The following is a 23608-nucleotide window of genomic DNA, read 5'->3' as shown; positions in this document are numbered from 1 at the left end:
TTTGTGAGCTACCTGTGTTCCCTGTGTATAAATTTCCCCTGCACTTTCATGGTCAGGGGTTTTTTGTGATCAAACGGGAATGATGCCTCAAGACCCTAGAAGTATTCATCACCGCCTAGGGTGCCCCTCAAGTCTTTCAATGAGATTCGGGATCATTCCAACGGACGGGCTGTGTACTATTAAAGATGGCTCGACGATTTTTAAAGTATTTGCAGCAGGTATCTCTAGCATGACCGCAGTTCCCCCTTCCCCGTTGTCAACGGTTCCAGCATTTTGCCAGGGGATTCAATATTTTGGCGATCCAATGCCTGATTTTGAACGCTATGGGAAAGCGCCCGCGATCGCCCCAGGACAGTCCGCGATCTCCAACCCCACGGATCCAGCCGCAGTCTTCCAAACCCTCCTCCTTGCAGATGCCCTGCGCTATTTAGTGCTGCAAATGACGGCTAGCAAGGCTTCGGGACATCCCGGTGGATTTGCCAGTCAGGCAGAGGCCTATGCCTCCCTGGTAATGCTGGGTTACAAAAACATTGTCACAGAAGTCGGCCACCATGCACCGGGGTTCTACAGCGCCATGTTTCTGGATCGCTCTCTGGAAGATATGGGCATTAATACGGTGCAGCAACTGCGCGATCGCTTTCGAGAACAACATGGGTTACTCGGACACCTCTCTGGCTACATTCCAGGCATTTTAGCGCCCGCAGGCCCCCTCGGTCAGGGACAACACTTCGCCATGGCCGGTGCCCTCCTCCATCCCGGCACACTTTTCCCCTATACCCTTGGGGATGGGGGATTGGGGGAGCCCTACGTGATCAGTTCCATGGCCCATTTCCATACGGCCTATCCCCAAGCGACGAACTTCTTGCCCGTATTGGTGTGGAATGGCTACTCCCAAGAGCACCACAGCATGGTGTCAATCCAGTCCAATGAGCAGATGATCCATTACTGGCAAGGCAATGGCTTTGACCAGGTGATGCTGGTAGACGCCAAGACATTTGATGACGGCAACCAGTCCGGAGACTATGTTGATAGTACTGCTTTTGGCTTTGAACAGCGGTTGGCCTTCACCGCTGCGGTGTTAGCGGCTGCCCACCAAGCAGCCCAGTCGGCACTCAACGGCCAACTCACGGTGTTGATTTTGAAGCAACTCAAGGGGGCAGGTGTCCACGCGCGGGGCGCGAAATCCCATAATCTCTATGCCCAACATACCCTTGACAATCCCGAGATCGTGACTGCCCTCAAAACTCGTGCCCTCTCAGCGGTGGCCTGGGAACTGGTACGCACCAACTGCGAACGAGCCGGGGGTGGCCCAGCCAGTCGCACGGTGGTAACGGAGTCTGAGCGTCCCCTTCCAGATCTCTCTGATCTTCCGCTAACAGAATTTAAGGTAGGGGGTGAACCTCAGGTTTCAACCACAACCATGGGACGCCTAGTGGCTCAGGTCGGGCAATCAGACCCTGCTTTTCTGGTGACCAATGCCGATGGCAACGAAGCCTCGGGGATTGCCAATATCAATCAAGCCCTGAAAATTATTCACCCAACCGCAGATCCCCTCTACAACCAACATCCCAGGGGGCAGGTTTACGAGCCCCTGAGCGAAGATGCCTGTGCCGGACTAGCTGTAGGTCTGGCATTGATGGGCAGTCGATCCCTGTGGTGTTCCTATGAATCCTTCGCCATCAATGGCCTTCCCATCTGGCAAACCGTGATCCAAGCCATGGCAGAGTTGCGCCGTCCAACGCCTTCTACGGTGACCCTATTTACTGCGGGTGCTTTAGAGCAGGGACGGAATGGCTGGACGCACCAACGCCCAGAGGTAGAAGCTTACTTTGCCGCCATGATGCGTAATGGCAATGTCTTTCCCCTATTTCCCCCCGATGCCAATAGCATTCAGGTCTGTTATCAATGGGCCTTAACGACCCGCAATCAGGGAATTGTGATCACAGCGAGTAAAACCCCCCTTCCGATTCGGACGACCTTCGAGCAGGCTCGGCAGGGTTTAGCAGCCGGGGCGGTTCTGCTCCAGGAGTTTACGGCATCAGCCCCAGGGAAGCGGGTTGTTTTTGCTGTTGTCGGAGACATGGTACTCTCCCCAGTTGTGGAATCCGCAGCGCAGCTTCAAACCCAGGGGTGCTCGGTGCGAGTTGTTTCCGTGATCAACCCGCGGCGGCTCTTTCGTCCTCAGGATGTGGCCTGGGACACCTGTGCCCAGCCCGATGGTGGCTTTTTGGAGGATGCCGATTTTCAACACCTCTTTGGTGGCGATGCCCTGATTGGGGTCACGGGGGGTGCCAGTGCCATGCTGGAACCACTACTGCTGCGGAGCCGCAGTCCACGAGACCTGTTCGCCTGGCGGCGGGGTGAAACGACGGCGACGGCTGGGCAACTGATGGCCTTTAACAATCTCACCGCTGCATCTCTAACCAAGCGGGCGCTGGAATTGATCGTCTCATAGATGCAAACTCCGATGCCCCACTCCTACCGGAATCCGATTCCAACGGTTGATATTCTGATTGAATTGCTGGATCGCCCCCACCGCCCCATTGTGCTGATAGAACGCCTGCATCCCCCCCATGGGTGGGCAATTCCGGGTGGGTTTGTGGACTATGGCGAATCCGTCGCTGCCGCTGCCTGCCGTGAAGCTCAGGAAGAAACGGGTCTGGGGGTGGAGTTGATCGACCTCTTGGCGGTGTATTCTGACCCCAGCCGCGACTCGCGCCAACATACGATCAGTACGGTGTTTATCGCTGCGGCGGCGGGAGATCCCCAGGCCGGAGATGATGCCAAAGCCTTGGGCATCTTTGAGTCTTGGCAGCTCCCCAGCCAGCTTTGCTTTGACCACGACCAAATCCTGCGGGATTATTGGCGATATCGCCACTATGGTCTGCGACCCCGGTTATCTTAGAATCTGCCAGGAGCGTTGAGGTACTCTTGGTGAAGATTGCCCCTAGCTTCCTGAGATTTATGACACGAAAAATTCTTCAGACTGATCAGGCTCCCGCTCCCGTTGGCCCCTATAACCAAGCGATCGCCGCCACCGGGTCATTCATCTTTACGGCGGGTCAAATTGCCCTTGATCCAAAGACAGGTGAGATTGTGGGCTCCGGAGACATTACCCTACAAACGGAACAGGTGATGAAAAACCTAGAGGCGGTGCTAGCGGCTGGGCGAGCTACCTTTGGGGATGTGGTGAAAACCACGGTGTTTCTAGCGGATATGAATGATTTTGCTGCCATGAATGCTGTCTATAGCCGCTATTTTCTGGCGGAGCACGCCCCGGCCCGTTCCTGTGTTCAGGCGGCTCGTCTCCCGAAGGATACGCTGGTGGAAATTGAATGTATTGCGGTGGTCGCTGCTCACGGGTCATGACGGCCTATTCGGCCTCTCCGGCATGATAGGAACTGCGTACCAGAGGGCCAGAGCGGACATGGCTAAAGCCCAGGCTGCGGGCGATCGCACCAAGGTCGTCAAACTCTGTGGGCGTCCAATATTTCTGCACGGGTAAATGAGCCAGGGAAGGCCGGAGATATTGTCCCAAGGTCAGGCGTTCGCAGCCCACCGATCGCAAATCTTTCAGAGTTGCCAGAATTTCCTCTGGGGTTTCCCCGTGACCCAGCATCAGGCCGGATTTGGTGGCGATCGCGGAATTGAGTTCCTTGACAAGTTGCAGCACCCGCAGCGATCGCCCATACTTAGCCCCCCGACGCACTGGGTCTTGCAGCCGTTGCACCGTTTCCAGGTTGTGGTTGTAACAAACCGGGTTCGCTGCCACGATGGTGGCAATGCGCTGGCGCTGACGTTCCGGGTGGCGATCGCTGCCGAAGTCCGGTGTCAGCACCTCGATCTGAGTCTCTGGACACAGCGTTTTGATCTGCTGCATGGTGCGGGCAAATTGCTCAGCTCCTTGGTCTGGTAAGTCATCCCGCGCCACAGAGGTGAGCACCACATAGCGGAGACCTAACAGAGCCACTGCCTCAGCAACCTTCTGGGGTTCAGCGGGGTCAAGGGGCAGAGGGGCATGGCCCTTATCCACCTGACAAAAGCCACAGGCACGGGTGCAGACCGGGCCTAGCAACAAAAGGTTGCAGTTTTCTGGGCATAGCACTCCCCGCGATTGGGGCAGCGACCTTCCTCACAGATGGTATGAATCTGTCGCTGCTTAATGATTTGTTGGACATCGGCAATTTCCCTGGCATTCCCCAGGGGGCGACGGAGCCAAGTTGGTAAACGACCAACTTCCAATTGCCAGGGCGTGACCTCCGGTCGGGCGGGTTGAGAGGGGGGCATGGGGGTATTGGGGACAAAATTCAGTGCTTGGAAGTACTACCCAGGTCATCCAAAGGTCTGTATGATACAAGTCTTAGAGGCGGTGGTGACTCTGCGTTCCCGGTGTTCTAATTGCTTCGACGCCTGACTCCAGCGCCTAGCAGCATCAGCCACACTACTTTTAAACGCCATGCCTCTCGCTATGATCCTCAGCTTCAAGTCTATGGTCATCCAAGGGAACCGTGTTTAAAAGTTTAATCATCGGACAATTGAGTGAATCCTACGTTGAAGGTTGCAGTCGCATCAGTCCTATGAAAGGAGTCCGCCGTGGCAAATGACAAGATCCTGGTTATCGACGACAGTAGAGTTATCCGTAATATGGTGCGGGATATGTTGCCGGAAGGCAACTTCCAAGTTCTAGAAGCAAAGGATGGCATTGAGGGGATGAACCTCATTCGCCAGGAGCGTCCCAACTTGATTATGTTGGACTTTCTTTTGCCGCGGATGAGTGGATGGGAAGTCTACCAAGAAATCCAGAATAATTCGGAACTTCAGAGCATTCCGTTGATCATGATGTCAGGCCGCAAGGAAGAACTAACCGAAAAACTAACGGAACCCTTCGAGTTTTTTGAATTCATCGAAAAACCCTTCGAGAAAAAGGATCTAAACGAAGCCATCAAGGCTGCCATTGTCAAAGCCAGACGGCGATCGCCAGGGGCACCGATGGTCACGGCAGCAAGTACCGCTGCTGCCGCTGCTGCCGCTGCTTCGGCCCTAGAAGTCCATGCCCTCAATGAAAAAGTGGCGAAAATGCAGACGGAAATTACCTTGCTGAAGAAGCAAATTTCTCAGATTGTGGCCTTCCTCAAACAGAAAGTGAAGTAGCCCTAATGTAGCTCTCGCCGACCTTCCAGCGCCCGAGCCAAGGTGACTTCATCCGCGTACTCCAGGTCACCGCCTACAGGTAATCCAAAGGCAATGCGGGTGACGCGGGTAAAAGATTTAAGTAGATGCCCCACATACAGGGTGGTGGTTTCCCCCTCTACGGTTGGGCTAATCGCCAGAATAACCTCAGCAATTGATTGCTGAGCCACTCGCCGCAGTAAGGGTTTAATGGCAAGCTGATCTGGCCCCACCCCATCCATGGGGGAGATCACGCCCCCCAGCACATGATAGTGTCCTCGGTACTCCCGGGTTTTCTCAAGGGCAATAACATCGCGGGAATCTGCAACCACACAGATGGTGGCCGGATCACGGCTAGGGGCGCGACAAATTTCACAGACAGGTTCTGCTGAGAGGTGGAAGCAAATGCTGCATTGCCCGATCTGTTGCTTGGCATCCAACAGGGCTTGAGCCAGCGCCTGTACCTCGGTCTCCGGGCGCTTGAGAATATGTAAGGCCAGCCGTTGAGCTGTTTTGGGGCCGATGCCCGGTAGACGTTGAAATTGCTCGATCAGGCGAGCAAGGGGGCGTGCGTAAACCGTTGGCTTACCTCCAAATGTAATGGAATGCGAGTCAGGGGAGCAGGGGGATGCTCGATGCAGAGACCTGCGCCATTCAACCAGGCGGCCACTTTAGGAACCGTCCCCCTAGAATGTGTAAATGCAGGTGGGGCACGGTTTGTCCCCCATCTTCGCCATTGTTAATCACAACTCGGTAGCCATTGGTCAGTCCGACTTGGGCGGCAACCCGCTTCACGGTCAGCAGCAGATGTCCCATGAGAGCGTGATCTTGGGATTCGGCATCTGAGAGTTGGGGAATCACGGTTTTGGGAACCACCAGGATGTGGACGGGCGCTTGGGGATTGATATCTTTGAAGGCGATCGCCAGGTTGTCTTCGTAGATAATCTCAGATGGCAATTCCCGACGGATAATTTTGCTAAAGAGGGTGTCTGCGGTCTGGCTCATAGGAGAAGAGATAATTTTATGCTGCTAGCAGCCATTCTAAGGGGTGCAGGGACGCAACGGACTAAATAGCCAGCTCTTGAGTCTAACCAGTGTGTTTGCCAACCCTAGCAAAGGTGTTTGGAATCGAGTCCTTCCATAAAACTCAGCCACAACCTGATCGGGAGCTGAAGTTGATACGTCAGCTTCTCAAGGAGTTGTAAGCTGGATCAACTAAAGTAAAATCCCGTTGCCCATGACCACAGGGCATTTCTTGCCAAGATCAATGGGAGAGAGGGACTCACCGAGGCATACGATGAGTTAGATCTTGAGTCTCAATCCAAATGCAGAAGGTCAGATGATACCTAGCTCATGAAATCAAGTTTTGTTCATTGTTCACACGCTTTCTCTGTCTTATCAATGATGGGCTTATTTTTGACTCATTCCAGTCAAGCTCAGTTAAATTGTATCGTTACCGATACTGGCAAAATTGTTTGTGGAAACCTAGAGCAAGAAACTAATGAATTAATCAGAATTAATCTAAGGAAAAAAGATGGTGCATGGACATACGCCCATGGAAGACCAAAGGGTAGACCTACGCATTGGGATGTGATTGAAATCAGATGGGATTTGGGTAAAGTCATTACAACTTCGGCCATAGAAGCCAAGGTTCAAATCGGATCAAAATCTGGCTGTATTGACAAAGTAAATATTGAAATTTCCCAGGATGGCAAATTTTGGAAGCCAGTAATCAGTCAAACAATAAGTTCAAAAATGGCTGGATCAACCTGGGCTTATACGAAACTTGGTAGAGCCGATGGAAACTTTAAATTTCGCTACATACGGACATCAGAAGTAGAGAAGGTTTTTGGCAGAGCCTGTGCGTTAGATGACGTTCAAATTATCCTCTCAGGAGGCTTAAATTAGATTTTTGTCAGGTGATAACATTACTTACCCCGATTGGTAGGATAGATGCTAGGTCAGACGTCATCACATCAGCGGATTGGGTTCTGGCAAAATTTCTCCAGTTGCTTCATAGGTGATCAACAAGGATTCGTGGGCTTCAATGCCGTGGGCGACCGCGTCAGAATGGGATGCTTCCCGCGGTTGACTCCCCAAATTTCAAATCCTGATCGGTTTCAGCAGCGGTGGGCAATCTGAGCCTAACAAGGCGCGATCGCCAATCAAGTCAAGCTTATGGGTCGCCCGGGATTCGAACCCGGAACTAATCGGTTAAAAGCCGAGTACTCTACCGTTGAGTTAGCGACCCTAATTTTAAGCAACGTCTTTCATCTTACCCTACTGTGCTAGCTATTTGATAGAGGCAACCAACAATAGGTCGAACCTCTCGCTAGATCTAAGCCAGAGCATCCCAGGAACAGCTAGCCCAGACCAGCGATGGCTCAAGCCACACTGGCGAATAATTCAGTCAAAGGCTTTTCAGGTGCATCCGCTTGGGCAACGATTTCCACAATTTTGTTCCGAGCTGCCGGCTGCAAGAGGGCTTCAACACAGACTTGCGCGACTTTGGCACGGGGGACACTGCCTTCAAAGAGGGTGTCAGCCTGACCGATCACTAAGGGCAGGGAACTATCTTCATTTTTGAGTCCCCCCGGTCGCACGATCGTATAGGCCAGCCCACTCTTCTGGAGATACTCCTCCGCTTGCTTTTTCCAGACCAGAATCAGCCAGAATAAGTTGAGGGGATGGAAAAGTTGCGACACGCACAGGGATGAAACAAAAACAAAGTGGACAATGCCAGCGGTTTTGGCTGCATCCACCAAGTTTTTGGTGCCTTCGTAGTCCACTAGATAAGGGCCAGTGGGATCAAAGCTGGGGCGGGCACCTGTGGCACATAGTAGAACCGTACAGTCGGTGAGCGCAGCAGCCAAGCTTTTCGGGTCTAAGACATTGCCCACTACAAGTTCAGCTTCTGGGGGCAAAATTGTCTGAGCTGGTGCGAGATCTCGCACCAGTGCCCGCACCGGAATCTGTCGCTGCACCAATACTTGCACAATGCGACGACCGGTTTCACCCGTTGCTCCTGCTACCAATGCTTTCATTTATGCCTCAATCTGCCTTAAATGTTTGACTACATTCAAGGTAACACTTGTGGCTAGATTCCCTTAATCTTGACGTTCGGCCAGTTCTAACCAGCGATCGGTGGCAGTATCAATTGCTTGACTCAAGGTTGTGAGCCGCTCTGATAGTTTTTGGACTTCGCTGAAACCGCTGGGAGGATGATGATAGAGCAGCTTCTCTAGAGCCTCTTTTTCTGCTTCCATTTGAGGAATTTGAGCTTCGAGGGTCTCATATTCCCGCTTTTCTTTGAAGGAAAGTTTACGAGACTTCGTCTCAGTAGTTGGTGAGGATACAGGGGTCTCGGAGGGTAGCTTTGACAGCTGAGCTTCTGCTGTCAAGCGTTTTGCTGCCGCGATTTCTTCTGCTTGTTTGTAATCTAGATAAACGGAATAGTTTCCAGGATACTGGCGGAGGCTGCCATCTGGCTCAAAGGCAAAAATGGTATCAATGGTGCGATCGAGAAAATAACGATCGTGAGAAACCACAATCACACAACCATTAAAATCTTCTAAATACTCTTCAAGCACCCCGAGGGTTTGGACATCTAGATCATTGGTGGGTTCATCTAAAATTAATACGTTGGGGGCACTCATCAGCACTCGCAACAAAAATAGTCGCCGCTTTTCACCTCCAGAGAGTTTGTGGATGGGGGCATACTGTTGGTTGGCTGGGAACAGGAAACGCTCTAGCATTTGAGAGGCAGTAATAATGCTACCATCGGCAATTTTGACTAATTCTGCAACACTTTTGAGGTAGTCAATAACTCTTAAATTGTCATGGGGAGCCAGATCATCCGAGTGTTGGTCAAAATAGCCAATATGAATCGTGGAACCAATTTCAACGGTGCCGGAGTCGGGCTGAATTCTCCCCGTGATCATATCCATCAGGGTCGATTTACCTACCCCATTGGGACCAATAATGCCAATCCGATCTTCAGGATTAAAGCTGTAGGTGAAGTCTTTAATCAGCGTCCTTTGACCATACCCCCCCTTCGGGCATTTGAACACTGTAACCCTTACAAAGGTTGGTTAACTCAATGACTTTCTTGCCAATACGTCGTCCAACCGTAGAAATGTCAACCTTCCCCTGGACTGATTTAAATTCCTGGGTTTGCATGTCTCGAATGCGATCGATTCTGGCCTTTTGTTTGGTACTACGGGCCTTAGGGCCTCGTTTCAGCCATTCTAGCTCCCGTCGCAATACCCCCGCATGTTTGCGTTGGTTACTAACCGCAACCTCCTCAGCGGCGGCGTTTTTTCTCTAGATAATAGGCATAGTTGCCGGAGTAGGCGTAAAGCTCCCCCCGATCAATTTCCAGAATCCGATTTGTTACCCGATCTAAAAAGTAGCGATCGTGGGTGATTAGCAGCAATGCCCCTCGATAGCGATGCAAGTAACTCTGTAGCCACTCCACCGAGAGGGCATCTAAATGGTTCGTTGGTTCATCCATTAACAGCACATCTGGAGCTGCTAGCAGAGCTGTGGCCAGGGCAATGCGTTTGCGATAGCCCCCCGATAAATCTCCAATCCGAGCTTCGAAGTCCTCAATACCTAGCTTGGTGAGAATGATTTTGGCATTGGTTTCCAGTTCCCAAGCGCCCTCAACTTCCATCCGTTGAGACACCCTCGACAGTTGAGCCATCAGCGTCGTCGCATCTCCCTGCCCATGGGCCAGTTGATTCGACAGCTCCTCATATTCCCGTACTAAGGCCATTTGGTCGCCACTGTCAGCAAACACTTGTTCTAAGACCGTGCGCTGGTTGTCGAGATCGGGTTGTTGCGGCAGATAGACAATTTTGGCACCTGAATTCACCCATAGATCGCCGCCATCAATGGGCTCCAGGCGGGCCATCATCTTTAATAAGGTGGATTTGCCAGAGCCATTGGTGCCAATCAATCCCACCTTGTCGCCTTCATCCAGGCTGAAGCTGGCATCCCGTAGGATTTCTTTGATGCCAAAGTCTTTTTTCAGCGATCGCAGCGTCAAAAGAGCCATGCGTTAACGTTCAGGGATTCAGTTACCCAGTCTAACGCTGCTGGCAATCCCCTGGTGCCCTGGGGGAATTGTGGGTTAAAACTCTGCATTCAGGGGGCTGCGGGGAAAGGGAATCACATCCCGAATATTCGTCATCCCGGTCATGAACTGCACCAACCGTTCAAAGCCTAAGCCAAACCCCGCGTGGGGGACCGTGCCGTAGCGTCGCAGATCCAGATACCACCAGTAAATGGCTGGGTCGAGTCCCTGCGCCCGAATCCGCTGTTCCAGCACCTCCAGACGTTCTTCCCGCTGGGAACCTCCAATGATTTCGCCAATTTTAGGAGCCAGAATATCCATGGCCCGCACTGTCTGGCCATCCTCACTGAGACGCATATAAAAAGCCTTAATCTGAGCTGGATAGTCGGTGACGATCACGGGTTTTTGAAACAATTCCTCCGCCAGGTAGCGTTCATGCTCCGACTGGAGATCTAGCCCCCACTCAACGGCATATTCAAAGCTGCGATCGCTCTTTTGCAGTTGGGCGATCGCCTCGGTGTAGGTGAGCCGGACAAACTCATGGCTGACAATATTCTCAGCGGTGGCTAGCACCGAGTTATCAATCCGGGTGTTGAAAAAGGCCATATCCTCTGAGCAGTGTTCCAGCACGTACTGAAACACATATTTCAAAAACGCCTCGGCTAGATCCATATCCCCCTCTAGATCGCAGAAGGCCATTTCTGGCTCCACCATCCAGAACTCTGCCAGGTGTCGGGAGGTATTTGAGTTCTCGGCGCGGAAAGTGGGGCCAAAGGTATAAACATTCGTGAAAGCCAAGGCCATAATCTCGGCTTCGAGCTGGCCACTGACCGTTAGATAGGCAGGTCTGCCAAAAAAGTCCTGGCTGTAGTCCACCCCTTGAGTCTCAGTTTGGGGTACTTGCTTCAGATCGAGACTGGTAACGGTAAACATTTCCCCCGCACCTTCACAATCACTGGTGGTGATGATCGGGGTATGCACCCAGAGAAAGCCCCGTTGTTGAAAGAACTGATGAATCGCTGTCGCACAGGCATTGCGGACGCGAAAGACAGCACCTAAGGTATTGGTACGGGGGCGAAGGTGACCCAGGGTACGTAAAAACTCAAAGGAGTGACGCTTCTTTTGCAGTGGGTAGCTGTCTGGATCGGCTTCACCGTAAAGGGTGACTGTTGCTGCCTTGAGTTCGATGCGTTGGCCTTTTCCTGGAGAGGCGACCAACACTCCTGCGACTTGGAGAGAGGCCCCGGTGTTGAGCCGCTTGATCAGATCGACATAGTTGGGCAGTTGCTCAGGGAACACCACTTGGAGATTTGCTAAGGCCGACCCATCATTGATTTCGAGAAAGGAAAATCCCTTAGATTCCCGTTTGGTCCGAACCCAGCCCTGAACTTCTATGGCTTCATCGGGCTGGCCCTGCTTGAGTACATCTGCAATCCGTCGCATCATCTTGGTTGATCAATGAAGGGGCACATATCCTAGCCTAATGCAATCGTTTTGGGAAAGGGCAATTCCTAAGATCGGTGTTGTTCCAAGACCGCCGTCGGAGCATCGGGACAGCAGGGGTACTTCTATTCGGCTTTGTAGTGCTTTTTCTGGGCTGGGTCATGGGTTTGGTTAAGCTTTTGTCGAACCTGCTGTCGGAGATTTTTTAGCTCTTGAATATCATTTTGGTTTAAGTTTCGCAGGCGTTGTTGGGCCTTTTGCAACGCCTGCGAGGACGTTTTAAAAGGGTAGGCTTTATAGCCTCAAATACAAACTAGCCTCCCTCTATGAGGCATTTGCAGCGGCTACTGCCCGTCGTCTGGTCAAACGCTAGGCTTATGCTGCTCTGGGATGTGATCGCGAAGGGGACGGCCGCTGCCTCCTCGCCGCACCCAGATTAGTTCTGCTGCAATACTAACTGCAATTTCTGCTGGGGTCAGGGCACCAATATCCAACCCGATTGGGGCAAAAATGGATTGCAAATATTGGGGGGAGATGCCTGCTTTTTTGAGAGATTGGTAAACTTGCCGAATGCGCTGTTCACTGCCAATCATTCCAATGTAAATACAGGGAATCGGCCGTTGAATTAACGCCGTCAGCGCGGCCAAATCGTAGGAATAACCTCGGGTGACCAGGGCCGCATAAAGTTGAGACTGATCGGCCAGGTGCGCGATCGCCATGGGGATGGCATCAAAAATCTGACTGTTTTTGGGATATCGATCGGGATCGGCCCACTGGGGGCGATCGTCTTGGATAGCGATTTGAAATCCAATTTGATCGGCAACTTTTGCGACCTGTTCACCCACATGGCCGGCACCTACAATTAACAGGGTGGGGGCGGGGTTAAGATTTCGACCAAGGCATCGGGGGAAGGTGGAGGCGGGACTGCCACCAAGTACGGCCTCTGAGTGGTGGTTAAAGGGGTGACTAAAATAGCCGATTCGCCTGCTTCTAGGGCTGCCAAAATTTTACGGACTAGGGCGATCGCAGCTATGCCGCTCCAAGGGGCCAGCCAAACCTGCATCTGTCCGCCACAAATGCCTTCGGTTGGCCGCTGGGGCGCACCCGATAGGTCAATCTCTACCGGCTGGGCAATCCCGGTCGAGAGCACTCCCATCGCTTGCTGAATCACCTTGGCTTCCCCCGCCCCTCCGCCAATTGTGCCATGGGTGTCACCTTGTCCAAAGATGATCATCTTGGCCCCCACCTCCCTTGGTACTGATCCACTCACCCGACTGACCGTGGCTACAACCACCGCAGTTTGGATCAAGTTTTGGGCTAATTGTCGATAAAAATCGAGGGTCGTCATCAAGTCATCTGCTAAAAAAATCCTGATCAGATCATGGGGAGAGTGTTAGGCAAAAACGGTGATCGAGCCAGGGCAATTTAATTCATGACTCATGTTACGCGGATAAGTTTGAAGCCCTCACCCTAGCCTTTCACAGAACGAGAAAACAGAATGGCAGAGAGGACAAGAGAAAACTTTTCCTACTCCCCATGGGGAGTAGGTGTGGGGGGATGAGAGGCAGTTCCGGTTCTACGTAACATGACTTAATGAAAAGGACAGCGACTATTAGCCCACTGGGGTATATCTTCTAACGTAGCCGGCCCCTCGCCCTGGGTCGGGTCGGTTTTCCAGGGCCAGGCATTGGAACGGAATGGCGCTAAGGTGGGCAATAGGGGCGGCAACCCGCGTTGGTTCATTTCAAACTCGATCGCCCTGCGACCGCCACCGCCAAGCAATTCCACATCCATAGCAAAGTAGTTGCGGAAGAACACCATACCCACAGCGCGATCGGCGATGATGCGGGTGAGGACATCCAGCATCTTGGCGGGGGTGGTTTCAAATTCGGCAGTCTCAATTAACAACAGTCGATCGCCCATGGTTTCAGTGCCCATGAACTGAACTAGGACGGAGAACAAAATGTTATTTTGGCGTGTCACGTAAAGCGTATTACTCAAAGCGTAGGTGTGCTGCCAGTCTGGGCCCAATTGCCGCTTCCAGTCTTCGACCACCTTCATCCAATGTCCGACCTGGGCAGATGAGCCAATATCAATCGTTTTGATCGAGTAGGGGGCACAGTCACGGATGAATGTCTCTGCCGCTTCATAGCTATAGGTTCCCTGCTCAAGACAGGTATCCATAAATGTCAGATTGCGTTCCAGAATAGCCCGCAGCACCCCTCGGTCATTTTCAGAAATGTCCAAAGCCGCCAGGCTATCGAGGGCGATTTGGTTTTGGGTGCGATACAACCTTAGAGGGAGCCGCCACAGTGGATTGGCCGCTGGGTTTGCCAAGTAGGGAAATATAATCTGATAAATGGCCATGGTGCTGTGGCCAACTGACTTGGCCAACTGATACACGATCGGCACCGGTGGAGCCACCTCAGGATCATGGCCAGGGCGATACAGAATCATCTGCCCCCCTGCGCCGGTAAACAGGGCCAGAATGACGGGGGCGCGATCGAGCAGATTTTGCTTAAACTTCTCTAGGGACTGATCATAAAATTGCATCATGGAAGCGTTGAGATCCAAAATTGCCTGCTCAGCAACGTCGCGATCGCTGGCGGGGGGCTGATCGGTGATCACCTCGCGTAAAAAATCTGGAATCGCACTGGCGGGGGACGGGGTAGAGTCGCTCATGGGGAGGGTTCGCTGGGGGTGTATAAGGTGCAGCCGCTCAGATCAGACCTTTGGAGGGTAATGCAGGCCAAACGGATCGCTTCCATTTCGCCATGCCAGGTCGGGTCATGACTGGCCATCACCCGGTTCATTCCCTCAGCGACAATCCTGTTGTCCTTGACCACCAGCGCCCCGAAGGGGCCACCAGTCCCATATTCCAGACTGGCTTGGGCCGATAGTGCGATCGCGCGACGCATAAATCGCTCCTGATCGGCGGTGATCATCTGGCTTCTCCCTGGGAATTGGGAATATGCAACGCCAGGGAAGTGGTTGTGACCCCACAATGGGTCTGAATTCGTTCACAAGTAGCCGGTAAATCCAGACTAAACCAGTCATCCTTCCCGGTTAGTTCTCGACGCGCCGCCATGACAGCTCGTTTAATCGCAAAATAAGCAGAGATGCCTAGGGTTAACCCCGGTTCGCCTGCCGCTTTAGAGGATTTGACTGCCTGCTTTTCTGCCAGCACCTCTTGAGTATTGCGCTCCTCGTTCACTGGATGCAGGCTGACTCGAAAATCAAGGGGAATGGTCTTAGTGCAGGGAGGCTTGTAGCTCCAAATGTTATCGGTGACCAGACTACCATTTTGGTCATAGACCAATTCTTCGGTCGTAGCGAAGCCGACCCCTTGCACGTAAGCCCCCTCCAGTTGGCCAATATCGATCGCCGGGTTAGGCGACTTGCCGCAATCGTAAAGAATATCAGCCCGCAGGATTGTGAACTCCCCGGTCAAAACATCAATCTCAACCTCGCTGACGGAGGCCGAGTAGACAAAATAGAGGAACGGTTGACCCTGGGGATTGCGCTGACTTAGGCCGACAAAATGGGGGCTTTTGTAGAGTTCGACGGCACTCAGATTCACCCGGTTGAACCAGGCCTTAAAGATAATTTGCCGCCAACGGTTGGCCCAATCATGCCGCCAGTCCTGAATGCAATCCTGGGGATGAAACTGCTCCATGTCGCGGCAAAAATTCTCTAGGCGGGTGCGGAGGGTACGACAAGCTAACTCCACCGCGCCGCCATTTAAGTCATAGCCAGTGGATGCCGCCGTTGCTGGGGCATTGACGATCGCATCGCTGTTAATGCCCGTCACCCGCACCATTTCTAGGGGAATTCCCAGGGTATTGGCTGCCAATTGAGCGATCTTGGTATTGAGACCTTGGCCCATTTCCACCCCGCCATGGCTGATCACCACTGATCCATCCGCCATGTTGACATTCACTAGGGCGCTAGAAGCATTCAGAGAACCCCGGGGTTCCGTAAAGGCAATGCCATATTTCTGCGGAATCATAGCAATACCCCGCTTGCGCCAGCGATGGGATTGGTTAAAGTGATCCACTGCTGCGGCCCGCTTTTCAAACTCCGACGACTGGTACAGACTGTCCCAGATCTCACGGATATTACAAAAGGTAAGATCCTGGCCAAAGTGAGTTTGGTCGCAACCCCTTCCGCCAGCTTCGATCGCACCGGTTCGGTATAGGTTCTGACGACGAATCTCCTCCGGCAGCACTCGCCGACCCAGGGTTTGACTCAACCGATGTGCAACCTGTTCGATCGCATCTTCAAAGATCACGTAGGGCTGGACGCTACCAAAGGTGCGAAAAGCTGTGTTACTGGGTTTATGGGTGCGATAGACGGTGCCATTGGCCTGGAACGTATTCACCTGGTAACACCCATCGGATTGCAGCAGGCTCAGATCCATGACCGCAAACGAACAGTCGTAGGTGTCCCCTGCATCTGACTTTAAATCCAGATGCAATCCTTTCAACAGTCCCTGCCGGGTGTAGGCAATATGGTAGTTGCCTTGGTACGGGTGTCTTTTGCCAACCATTAACATATCGGTAGCCCGATCGTAGAGCAGGCGGATGGGTCGGTTCAGTTTGCGGGCCGCCACAGCCGCCTGGGCCCCGACCAAGCTGGCCCGGTGCTGCTTGCCCCCAAAACCGCCACCAATTTGCTCGACAATCACCGTTACTTGGTTGGACTGAATCCCCAAAGCCCGCGCGATCCGGCTTTGATCGCCATTGGGGTTTTGGGTTGAGCTATAGACGGTAATCTGGTCATACATACCGGGAATCGCCAGGGCACACATGGTTTCCAAATAAAAGTGAGCTTGCCCCCCTGTGCTGACTGAGCCGATCGCCACTTCGGTATCCTCCAGAGGCAGCTTTGGGTTCTGGAGCCAATCGAGATCACTACCGGCCCTAGTCAAGGAGGGGATGCGCTGTTGCACATCTTCATCGGGATCGGCGGCCCGACGGATCATCGGTAGGGCAGTGTCTTCGGCGATCGCTTGTTCGAGGGTGAGAACAGCGGGCAGATCGGTATAGGCAATACAGTCCTGTTCAATGAACGTTGCTGCGGCTTTGGCTGTCGCTAGGCTAGCAGCGACAGCCAACCCAATCGGTGCACCCACGCAGGTGACTCTGCCCTCACTGAACACCGGATCATCCTCCCCCAGACCAATTAAGTGAGTACCATCCTCTGGAATATCCGCCCGGGTGATCAAGGTATGAAAGTCTGCGTACCGTTCTCGCAGTAATGTTTGTAATGCTTCTAGGTTAGGGGTTTGCTGGGTGAAAGAGAAATCAGCATGGGGGCGCGTACTTTTGACGATGACGGCATGCAATCCCCCCGCCGGTAAAGATAAGTCCTGGGTGTACTTCACCTCACCGGAGGCCTGGACAAAGGCCGCCCGTTTGATGATCGGTTGGGTCAAGGGGAAGAGGGCTGGATACGCAGTGAACAACTGTTTGCCTGAAGAGAGGGGTCGGTGATAGGGGATCGCAGCGGATCGGTTTGCTGGGGCGACCTGCTGCGGATCGATCGCCGCCGCAACGTGGAGGAAAAACTTGTAGAACAGGTTCACCGCCAACTGGCAACGATAATCGGTACTGATCCCTTCTTCCGTCATGGGCAAGGTACATTCCTGCACTTCTTGTTGCAACACAACCAAGGCGGAGGACAGGGTTTCTTGATTCCAGATCTGGCCGACTAGGAACTGCTCAGTTTTGGAGGCACGGTAGGTCATGGCAGCTAGTCCCCCGAAGATCAGGGTAATTTCATCTTCGAGGACACGGCCCTCTCCATTCGGGCGCAGTCGAAAGCCAGCATTGACGATCGGATGGGCCATTTGGAGCCGACGAGCCACCCGATGGGTTTGTACAAACTCGCCCTGGCGGGTATAAGGCAAATAGAAAGAGAGGATAATGGCGTCCGGGGGTAGGGTATCCACGGCGGGCATCTGGATCAGGAGAAAGGTTTGAACACCGTTGGTATAGGCTTGGGAACCGATCGTGATAGTAGCCCCCAGCGTCGCCAGGATTGTATATAAGTCGGAGGGAAAGGGGGCACCGTGGTTGGCATGGTCTCGCGTGATGAAGATATTACCGGCAACGCTGCCCGCACATCGCACCTGATAACCGGCAATTAAAATCGCGTGCCGGGTTAAGGCTTGCAGCCCCGTGGTCTCGTCGGCGGCACGACGGGAAATGACAGCGGTGGCGACATCAATCAGGTGCTGAATTGAAACGGTTGCCCCGACCTCTAGGCCCGTTGCATGTTCGCTGATCCGGCCCAATTCTGCGATCGCCGAAATATCGATCAAATACCGAGGTTTTTCCTGGGGATAGAGGACGGAGCCAGTATTACCAAAGACGAGTTTGACCTGCTGCCGACCCGCCTGTTCAACAAACTGTTTTTTGAGTCGATGCGCCTCAGAGATCGTCGCAGGTCGATACCACTCCTGGCCACTGCCGCTGAACTGTAGAGTACGGGGCGGTTGATTGGCGGGGGGTCAAGGCCGTTAGGTCGATCGTCGCCAGTTGCGAACGCGACTGCATCGGGAAAGCCGGATCAATCAGACAGCTTGGCGTGTTATCCTGGCTGGCCTCGTAGTCCTGGGCCAGGGTTCGCATGGCTTGTAGGATGGGTCGGTAGCCTGTACATCGGCAGAGATTGCCTCCAAAAATATCTTCAATCTCCTGCTGAGAGGCCATCGGTTTCTGTTGCAGCAAGGCATGGGTGTTCATCACAAAACCAGGGGTGCAAAACCCGCATTGTGTCCCATTGTTAGCCGCGATCAGGTACTGGGTCGGATCAAGTTGGCTATGAACATTGCCAATCCCCTCAATGGTGGTTACCATCATCCCATCCACAGCGCACAAGGGGCGCAGGCAAGCATTTACCGCCCGGTGCACCGGGCGGCCTGTCCCAGGGGCAAGTTGGGAGAGCATCACTGTGCAGGCCCCACACCCCCCTTGACCGCAGCCTACTTTAGTCCCCGTCAAGCCAATACTGTGTAGGTACTCCACCAACAGAACGGTGGGATCGGGATTTGTCAGCCCCATCCTATCCCCGTTCAGCCAGAATACGAGCTGATTTGCATCCTCCGAAACCGCTGCTGCCTCTAGCTCTTGCTCACTCTGTCTGATTTTGCTCATGGATCTCGCTTTTCCCTTTTTCCGTCGGTCGTTGTCCCGGACTAGATCTAACCGAAAGGTTCTGTTGCAAAAAAATCATTTCTGTTGCAAAAAATCATTGGAGTAGAAAAGCCTTCTGCAAAGAAGCAACTTACAGTAGTGTTCTGAACTTGTTGTTTTCTATCCTACAACTGGTTGTGGGTTTAGAGAACTCCAAAAAAAGATGATCCAATAGTCAAGTTAGTTTACCCGTAATTTCCACAAACCACTTTGGCAAATTAGGAAGTCGCTGAATCCGTTGTTCCAACTTACCCATAGCCTGTTGGTAGTGCTCAAGATTTAATGATGGAGAAGTAGAGTTTCACGGTGTTGTGCTCCTATGCCTGTCTGTCCTAGTTGTGCCTCTTCCCACACGGTCAAGAATGGTCACATTCACAATGGGAAACAACGGTTGAAATGCCATGATTTGAGTTCAACTGCCTAACTCCTGAAGTTGCTTGATGGCAGGATTTTCCGCAACAGACATCGGGGGGTGTGGTTCAATCACCCAACCCTGTTCTTGGCATTTTTTCAAGAGTTTCCGATAGGCCAAAATCGTGGCGTCGGAAGCAGCCAGCAACTCAGTCTGTAAATCTAAGGGAACCGGGCCTGGAAATTGAGTTTTCACCACTGCCCCATCTTCTTGAAACAGCTTAATTCCCATCTTGCGGGTACTACCATCCATCAATGGTAAGGTCAGGAAGTTACGCAAAAATGCCCATTTAGTAATGGTTGTTGTCTCATCCACGGGCACATGGGCAATAAAGGTATCTAGTTGAAAACTCCCAAACTTGAGACCAATAAAGGTAATGTTGGGGAGAAAAAATTGATAGGTTCTCTGGGTCTCAGGATTGTTGCGAGAAATCCAACTCCAAACACCGCGTAAGCGTCGAATGTTGATGTCGAGGGTGGCTTTTGCTCCCCATTCTCCCATCTCGACATCGAAGTCTTCAATTCTGGCTTCATTGGTCACCCCAATAGATCGTTTGTGGAGGAAGAGGGTATGGGAGCAATCAATTGTATTTTCAAAGGTACGGGTGTAGTGAGCATTCCAGGTATATTGCCCATAAACACAGCGTAATTTTGGATCGGCAAACTGAGGAAAGTCTGGAATTGGGGGACGCTCTGCTGCGGGTAAATCACCGAAAAACAACCAGACATAGCCATATTTTTCTTGAACCTCATAGGTCTCAACTCGCGCCCGCTTGGGGATGGGAACCCCCGGCTGATTGGCGGGAATTTCCACACAGACCCCATCAGACTGGTACTTCCAGCCGTGGTAAGGACAGCGCAAACAGTTGTCTTCAACCCAACCTGGTGAGAGCGCCGCCCCCCGGTGGGCACATTGATCTTTCAGCGCCACAACCTGACCTTGGGTATCCCGATAGAGAGCGAAGTTGTAGTCCATCAATTTAATCTGTACCGGTTTAGCAGCGATCGCCGAGCTAAATTCCACCGCGTACCAGAAATTTTTTAATAGCATCAAGAATCTCCTCAAAGGTTTAAAACAGGTTCAACAACGGGGGCAGGGGCATGGGTGTGCCTCGGGTGAGTCGGTTGCCATTCATCTAGTTCCCAACCCTTTTCTTGGTATTGTCGCAGGAGCTTGCGATAACCAATAATCAAGCCATCGGAGCCGACCAATAGTTCCTGCTTCAGATCTGTGGGAGCTGCCTTGGGGTAACAGGTTTTGACAATTAATTGATCTTCTAAGTAGGTAGCCACCGCATTTTGGCGCGAGTTGCCATCCGCCCAAGGAAACTTGAGGAAGTTGCGAAGGCCAATGTATTTTGCCAGAGTGGTCTTTTCGTCAATTGGCAAACTGGTGGTGAAGTAAATATACTTGAACCCTCGAAAGCCAAAGTCGATTTCAATGCGGTTAATGGTGGGCATATAGACTGAGATCCTGGCGATGGAGTAGCGCTCCTGATTCTGTCCGAGATATTTTAAGAGGGTTTTCCGCTTCGGTGCCGGAGCCTTAACGACAGCCGTGGCACTGTAGTCATCTAATCGCACCTCATAATCCCCGACCACGGCGCGATCGCGGTTGCCGAAGAAGGGGGGATGGACATAAGCCGCGTGGGAAACATCTAAGTTACTTTCAATCACCCGCGTGTAGTGGGCATCCCAGGTATATTCGCCATACACGGGTCGCCAGTTGGGATCATTGAGTTCAGGGAGCAAATCCGGTACGGGAGGTCGCTCCGATGCAGCTTGATCGCCGTAGTAAATCCAGACAAACCCACTTTTTTCCTCGGCGGGATAGACATTTACCCGCGCCCGCTTGGGGATGGGAACCCCCGGCTGATTGGCCGGAATCTCCAGACAGGCTCCATCGGCCTGATACTTCCAGCCATGGTAAGGACAGCGAATACAGTTGCCTTCTGTCCAGCCCCCGGCCAGAGATGCCCCGCGATGGGCACACTGGTTATTCAGAGCCACCACTGTTCCCTGAGGTTCGCGGTAGAGGACAAACTCCCGTCCCATCAGGGTCACGAGTTTGGGCTTCTGAGTCACCTCATGGCTCAATTCCACGGCATACCAAAAATTCTTCAACATTTTTGATCTCCTCCTTGAGGTTGATAGTTTTTGGGGGAACAGGCTGGATCAATCGAGGACGTAGACCTAGGGAATGCACCGATGATAGAGCAACAAATAGACCGCTAACTACATCCCCACCCACAGGAAATGACAGAGGGGGCGATCGCCTAGATCTAGATCATCCAACCGCGATCGACGCATTGTTTCAGAAGCTTGCGGTAGCCGACTTGCAGGGCATCAGAAGCTACCAGGACTTCTGTCTTGCCATCAAAGGGGACAATTTTAGGCCGCATGGTTTCGATCACATGGCGATCCTCTAGATAGGTTTTGATCACATTGCTACGGGAGTTGCCATCAGCCCAGGCAGCCGTGAAAAAGTTACGCAAGCCAATCCAGCGGGTAATCGTTGTATTTTCATCAACGGGGGTGTTGGCACCGAAATAAATAAATCGATAGCCCTGGAATTTAAAATCGACATCGATCCGATTAATCCCAGGGAGATAGGCTGTCAAAATCGCACTGGTAGTGGGCCGATGGCGTTTCAACAGCAGTTTTAGTAAGCCCACAGGTTTGGGCGGCTTAGAGACGGTTAAGGCACTCACACTCCAAGGTTGAAGATCCACCTGGTAATCCTCTACCTGTGCCTCGTCCCGGTTGCCAAAGAATGCGGAATGGACAAAGGGGGCGTGGGAACTGTCCATATTCCCTTCGGTAACCCTTGTAAAGTGGGCATTCCACACTGCTTCACCGTGGATGGCTCGCCAATCGGGAGCGTCATATTCCGGCAACGGGGGAATCGGGGGATGCTCTGGGGCTGGGAGATCCCCCAAAAAGAGCCAAACCAGGCCATATTGCTCTTGTACCGGATAGGTAGCAAGTCGGGCACGCTTTGGAATTACCACGTTGGGTTGATTGGCTGGAATTTCAATGCAGCTACCATCGCTCTGATATTCCCATCCGTGATAGGGGCAACGCAGACAATCTCCCTCAACCCAACCCCCCGAAAGCGCCGCCCCCCTATGGGCACAACGATCTTCTAGTGCCACCACTGCGCCAGCTGGATTGCGATAAAGGACAATCTTGTGTCCCAATAGGGTCACTGGCCTGGGTTGACCAATGATCTGAGAACTTAACCCAACGGCGTACCAAAAGTTTTTGAGCATTCCCCAACATTCTCAATTCAGGATCAATAACGGGTTGGCACCGCACTAATACTTAATAAAACAACATAGTCCTTTTCGATTCCCGTTTATCTGTAATATCCTTATAAAAATTCGTAGTAATCCTAAATTCAATCAATACCCTGTCACATGTTGCAACCCATCCACACCTCTAAAGAGCTGTCTGACACTCAACTTGACATTGTTGAGGACTTTCGCGACAACATCGAACGGATGACCCAACGAGCCATCCAACTTCATGAGCTGAAGATGGCTGGGATTGGCTTGGCAACACTTGGTGCTTTTGCTGCCGTCATTGCTTTGGTGGTTAAATTTTAGGGGACAAAAACCAGACTTGCCGAAGAGGGTAGAGGCTGAGGTCGCTAATCACTAAGATGACGTGGCTCTTCCCTGGCATTGAGATCAAGATTGTGCAACAGTCTCCTGCGGCTCAGTTTGTCCCTGAATCGCCAGTACCGAGCAGGGGGCATGGTGCAAGACGTGGTTGCTCACACTGCCAAAGAACCACTCACTCAGGGCATGTTGTTGCCGGCGACCCACAATTACTAAATCAGCCTCCCAATTCTTAGCCAGATCACAGATGCGAGGGCCGGGTTCCCCGGTATTTTGGGAGAACTCGGTGGTGATGCCAGCGGCGATCGCGACTGCTGCTTGAGATTTCAGAAGTTCCAGACCTTGCTGCTCAAACGTTTCCCGCAGCTTCAGGTAGCTATCCACAAGCTGGTCGTAGACCCCAGGGTAGGAACTGCCAATACTGGGGGTCACCCACATCATCGGGTAACCGTATTCTTCCGAGGAGTGGATATGTAGTAATAAGAGATGGGATTCCAGCAGTTTCGCCAGTTGCAGGGCTTCATTAAAGACCCGCTGGGACGCTGCGGAGTGATCTAGGGCCACCAGAATTTTGTGAAACATAGACATCTTGAGGATTCTAGAGTTCAGCCTTCTACAGCTCAGTTTACCTGCTTTACCGTAACCCCCGGATCAATTGCTAGTATATAGTTATGTAAAGTTCAACC

24 protein-coding genes, 1 tRNA gene and 2 pseudogenes are annotated in these 23608 nt (G+C 52.4%); 7 read left to right on the top strand and 20 right to left on the bottom strand.

Annotated elements, in window-relative coordinates:
- The first annotated feature begins 229 nt into the window (after window positions 1-229).
- Genes DO97_RS02270 through DO97_RS02260 form a run of 3 tightly spaced genes read left to right on the top strand, consistent with a single transcriptional unit; the run spans window position 230 to window position 3369 of the window.
- Complete coding sequence (locus DO97_RS02270; protein WP_036530808.1) at window positions 230-2455, top strand: phosphoketolase family protein; 2226 nt, start codon at window positions 230-232, stop codon at window positions 2453-2455.
- Window positions 2456-2905, top strand: coding sequence for an NUDIX domain-containing protein (locus tag DO97_RS02265; protein WP_239651371.1), 450 nt, complete (start codon window positions 2456-2458; stop codon window positions 2903-2905).
- 59 nt (window positions 2906-2964) lie between these two features.
- Entirely contained in the window at window positions 2965-3369 is a 405-nt protein-coding gene (locus DO97_RS02260) for a RidA family protein (protein WP_036530806.1), read from the top strand.
- 4 nt (window positions 3370-3373) lie between these two features.
- Here the strand turns inward: DO97_RS02260 and lipA are convergent.
- Window positions 3374-4287, bottom strand: a pseudogene (lipA, locus tag DO97_RS02255) (lipoyl synthase).
- A gap of 306 nt (window positions 4288-4593) precedes the next feature.
- On the opposite strand from lipA, the gene DO97_RS02250 reads away from it, so the two are divergent.
- The gene (locus DO97_RS02250) at window positions 4594-5151 is read left to right on the top strand and encodes a response regulator (protein ID WP_036530805.1); all 558 of its coding nucleotides are present in this window, start codon (window positions 4594-4596) and stop codon (window positions 5149-5151) included.
- A 2-nt stretch (window positions 5152-5153) separates the two neighbouring features.
- On the opposite strand, the gene recR is transcribed toward DO97_RS02250, so the two are convergent.
- Complete coding sequence (recR, locus tag DO97_RS02245; protein ID WP_072016321.1) at window positions 5154-5771, bottom strand: recombination mediator RecR; 618 nt, start codon at window positions 5769-5771, stop codon at window positions 5154-5156.
- Window positions 5772-5823: 52 nt separating this feature from the next.
- Window positions 5824-6174, bottom strand: a complete 351-nt coding sequence (locus DO97_RS02240; RefSeq protein WP_036530803.1) for a histidine triad nucleotide-binding protein — start codon at window positions 6172-6174, stop codon at window positions 5824-5826.
- Between the two features lie 348 nt (window positions 6175-6522).
- Here DO97_RS02240 and DO97_RS23575 point away from each other — a divergent pair, with 348 nt between their 5' ends.
- Window positions 6523-7077: a discoidin domain-containing protein gene (locus DO97_RS23575; RefSeq protein ID WP_156120392.1), complete on the top strand. Its 555-nt coding sequence runs from the start codon at window positions 6523-6525 to the stop codon at window positions 7075-7077.
- A 63-nt stretch (window positions 7078-7140) separates the two neighbouring features.
- Here the strand turns inward: DO97_RS23575 and DO97_RS27215 are convergent, their stop codons facing one another.
- From DO97_RS27215 to DO97_RS23565, 13 genes are all read right to left on the bottom strand, one after another.
- Window positions 7141-7269, bottom strand: a complete 129-nt coding sequence (locus DO97_RS27215) for a hypothetical protein (RefSeq protein WP_275574916.1) — start codon at window positions 7267-7269, stop codon at window positions 7141-7143.
- A gap of 79 nt (window positions 7270-7348) precedes the next feature.
- Window positions 7349-7420: transfer RNA gene (locus tag DO97_RS02230), tRNA-Lys, on the bottom strand.
- 133 nt (window positions 7421-7553) lie between these two features.
- Complete coding sequence (locus DO97_RS02225; RefSeq protein ID WP_036530800.1) at window positions 7554-8213, bottom strand: SDR family oxidoreductase; 660 nt, start codon at window positions 8211-8213, stop codon at window positions 7554-7556.
- Window positions 8214-8276: 63 nt separating this feature from the next.
- Window positions 8277-9239 (bottom strand): ABC-F family ATP-binding cassette domain-containing protein, encoded by a 963-nt coding sequence (locus tag DO97_RS28265; RefSeq protein ID WP_338038173.1) that lies wholly within the window; start codon window positions 9237-9239, stop codon window positions 8277-8279.
- Window positions 9240-9472: 233 nt separating this feature from the next.
- Window positions 9473-10228, bottom strand: coding sequence for an ATP-binding cassette domain-containing protein (locus DO97_RS28260; protein WP_338038172.1), 756 nt, complete (start codon window positions 10226-10228; stop codon window positions 9473-9475).
- Between the two features lie 75 nt (window positions 10229-10303).
- Window positions 10304-11692, bottom strand: coding sequence for an asparagine--tRNA ligase (gene asnS / locus DO97_RS02215; RefSeq protein ID WP_036530798.1), 1389 nt, complete (start codon window positions 11690-11692; stop codon window positions 10304-10306).
- Between the two features lie 122 nt (window positions 11693-11814).
- On the bottom strand, window positions 11815-11952 hold the full coding sequence (locus tag DO97_RS23570) for a hypothetical protein (protein WP_156120391.1): 138 nt from the start codon (window positions 11950-11952) through the stop codon (window positions 11815-11817).
- Window positions 11953-12051: 99 nt separating this feature from the next.
- Complete coding sequence (locus tag DO97_RS24780; RefSeq protein ID WP_204368429.1) at window positions 12052-12534, bottom strand: XdhC family protein; 483 nt, start codon at window positions 12532-12534, stop codon at window positions 12052-12054.
- Between the two features lie 17 nt (window positions 12535-12551).
- Window positions 12552-13037: an XdhC family protein gene (locus DO97_RS24775; protein ID WP_204368428.1), complete on the bottom strand. Its 486-nt coding sequence runs from the start codon at window positions 13035-13037 to the stop codon at window positions 12552-12554.
- 242 nt (window positions 13038-13279) lie between these two features.
- Complete coding sequence (locus DO97_RS02205) at window positions 13280-14371, bottom strand: hypothetical protein (RefSeq protein WP_036530797.1); 1092 nt, start codon at window positions 14369-14371, stop codon at window positions 13280-13282.
- On the bottom strand, window positions 14368-14634 hold the full coding sequence (locus DO97_RS02200; protein ID WP_052128290.1) for a nucleoside deaminase: 267 nt from the start codon (window positions 14632-14634) through the stop codon (window positions 14368-14370). Before DO97_RS02200 ends, DO97_RS02205 begins: the two co-directional genes overlap by 4 nt.
- Window positions 14631-18131: a molybdopterin cofactor-binding domain-containing protein gene (locus tag DO97_RS02195; protein WP_239651372.1), complete on the bottom strand. Its 3501-nt coding sequence runs from the start codon at window positions 18129-18131 to the stop codon at window positions 14631-14633. The genes DO97_RS02200 and DO97_RS02195 overlap by 4 nt, the downstream gene beginning before the upstream one ends.
- Window positions 18124-18849 carry a 2Fe-2S iron-sulfur cluster-binding protein gene (locus tag DO97_RS23565; protein ID WP_156120389.1) on the bottom strand — a complete coding sequence of 242 codons (726 nt, stop codon included), beginning with the start codon at window positions 18847-18849 and terminating at the stop codon, window positions 18124-18126. The genes DO97_RS02195 and DO97_RS23565 overlap by 8 nt, the downstream gene beginning before the upstream one ends.
- Window positions 18850-19207: 358 nt before the next feature.
- Here DO97_RS23565 and DO97_RS30000 point away from each other — a divergent pair.
- A pseudogene (locus DO97_RS30000) lies at window positions 19208-19294 on the top strand (transposase-like zinc-binding domain-containing protein); the annotation flags it as partial.
- Between the two features lie 6 nt (window positions 19295-19300).
- Here the strand turns inward: DO97_RS30000 and DO97_RS02190 are convergent.
- The 3 genes from DO97_RS02190 to DO97_RS02180 form a co-directional block, all read right to left on the bottom strand.
- The gene (locus tag DO97_RS02190) at window positions 19301-20350 is read right to left on the bottom strand and encodes an aromatic ring-hydroxylating dioxygenase subunit alpha (protein ID WP_052128289.1); all 1050 of its coding nucleotides are present in this window, start codon (window positions 20348-20350) and stop codon (window positions 19301-19303) included.
- A gap of 11 nt (window positions 20351-20361) precedes the next feature.
- Window positions 20362-21426 carry an aromatic ring-hydroxylating dioxygenase subunit alpha gene (locus DO97_RS02185; protein WP_072016320.1) on the bottom strand — a complete coding sequence of 355 codons (1065 nt, stop codon included), beginning with the start codon at window positions 21424-21426 and terminating at the stop codon, window positions 20362-20364.
- A 155-nt stretch (window positions 21427-21581) separates the two neighbouring features.
- On the bottom strand, window positions 21582-22571 hold the full coding sequence (locus tag DO97_RS02180) for an aromatic ring-hydroxylating dioxygenase subunit alpha (RefSeq protein WP_036530795.1): 990 nt from the start codon (window positions 22569-22571) through the stop codon (window positions 21582-21584).
- 147 nt (window positions 22572-22718) lie between these two features.
- Here DO97_RS02180 and DO97_RS02175 point away from each other — a divergent pair, with 147 nt between their 5' ends.
- Window positions 22719-22907, top strand: a complete 189-nt coding sequence (locus tag DO97_RS02175; protein WP_036530794.1) for a hypothetical protein — start codon at window positions 22719-22721, stop codon at window positions 22905-22907.
- Between the two features lie 84 nt (window positions 22908-22991).
- Here DO97_RS02175 and DO97_RS02170 read toward each other — a convergent pair whose 3' ends face one another.
- Window positions 22992-23504: a universal stress protein gene (locus DO97_RS02170; RefSeq protein WP_036530792.1), complete on the bottom strand. Its 513-nt coding sequence runs from the start codon at window positions 23502-23504 to the stop codon at window positions 22992-22994.
- Window positions 23505-23608: the final 104 nt, after the last annotated feature.

The organism is Neosynechococcus sphagnicola sy1 (genome assembly GCF_000775285.1).
Classification (GTDB): Bacteria; Cyanobacteriota; Cyanobacteriia; order Neosynechococcales; family Neosynechococcaceae; genus Neosynechococcus; species Neosynechococcus sphagnicola.
This window is presented reverse-complemented; position numbering and strand designations above follow the sequence as displayed.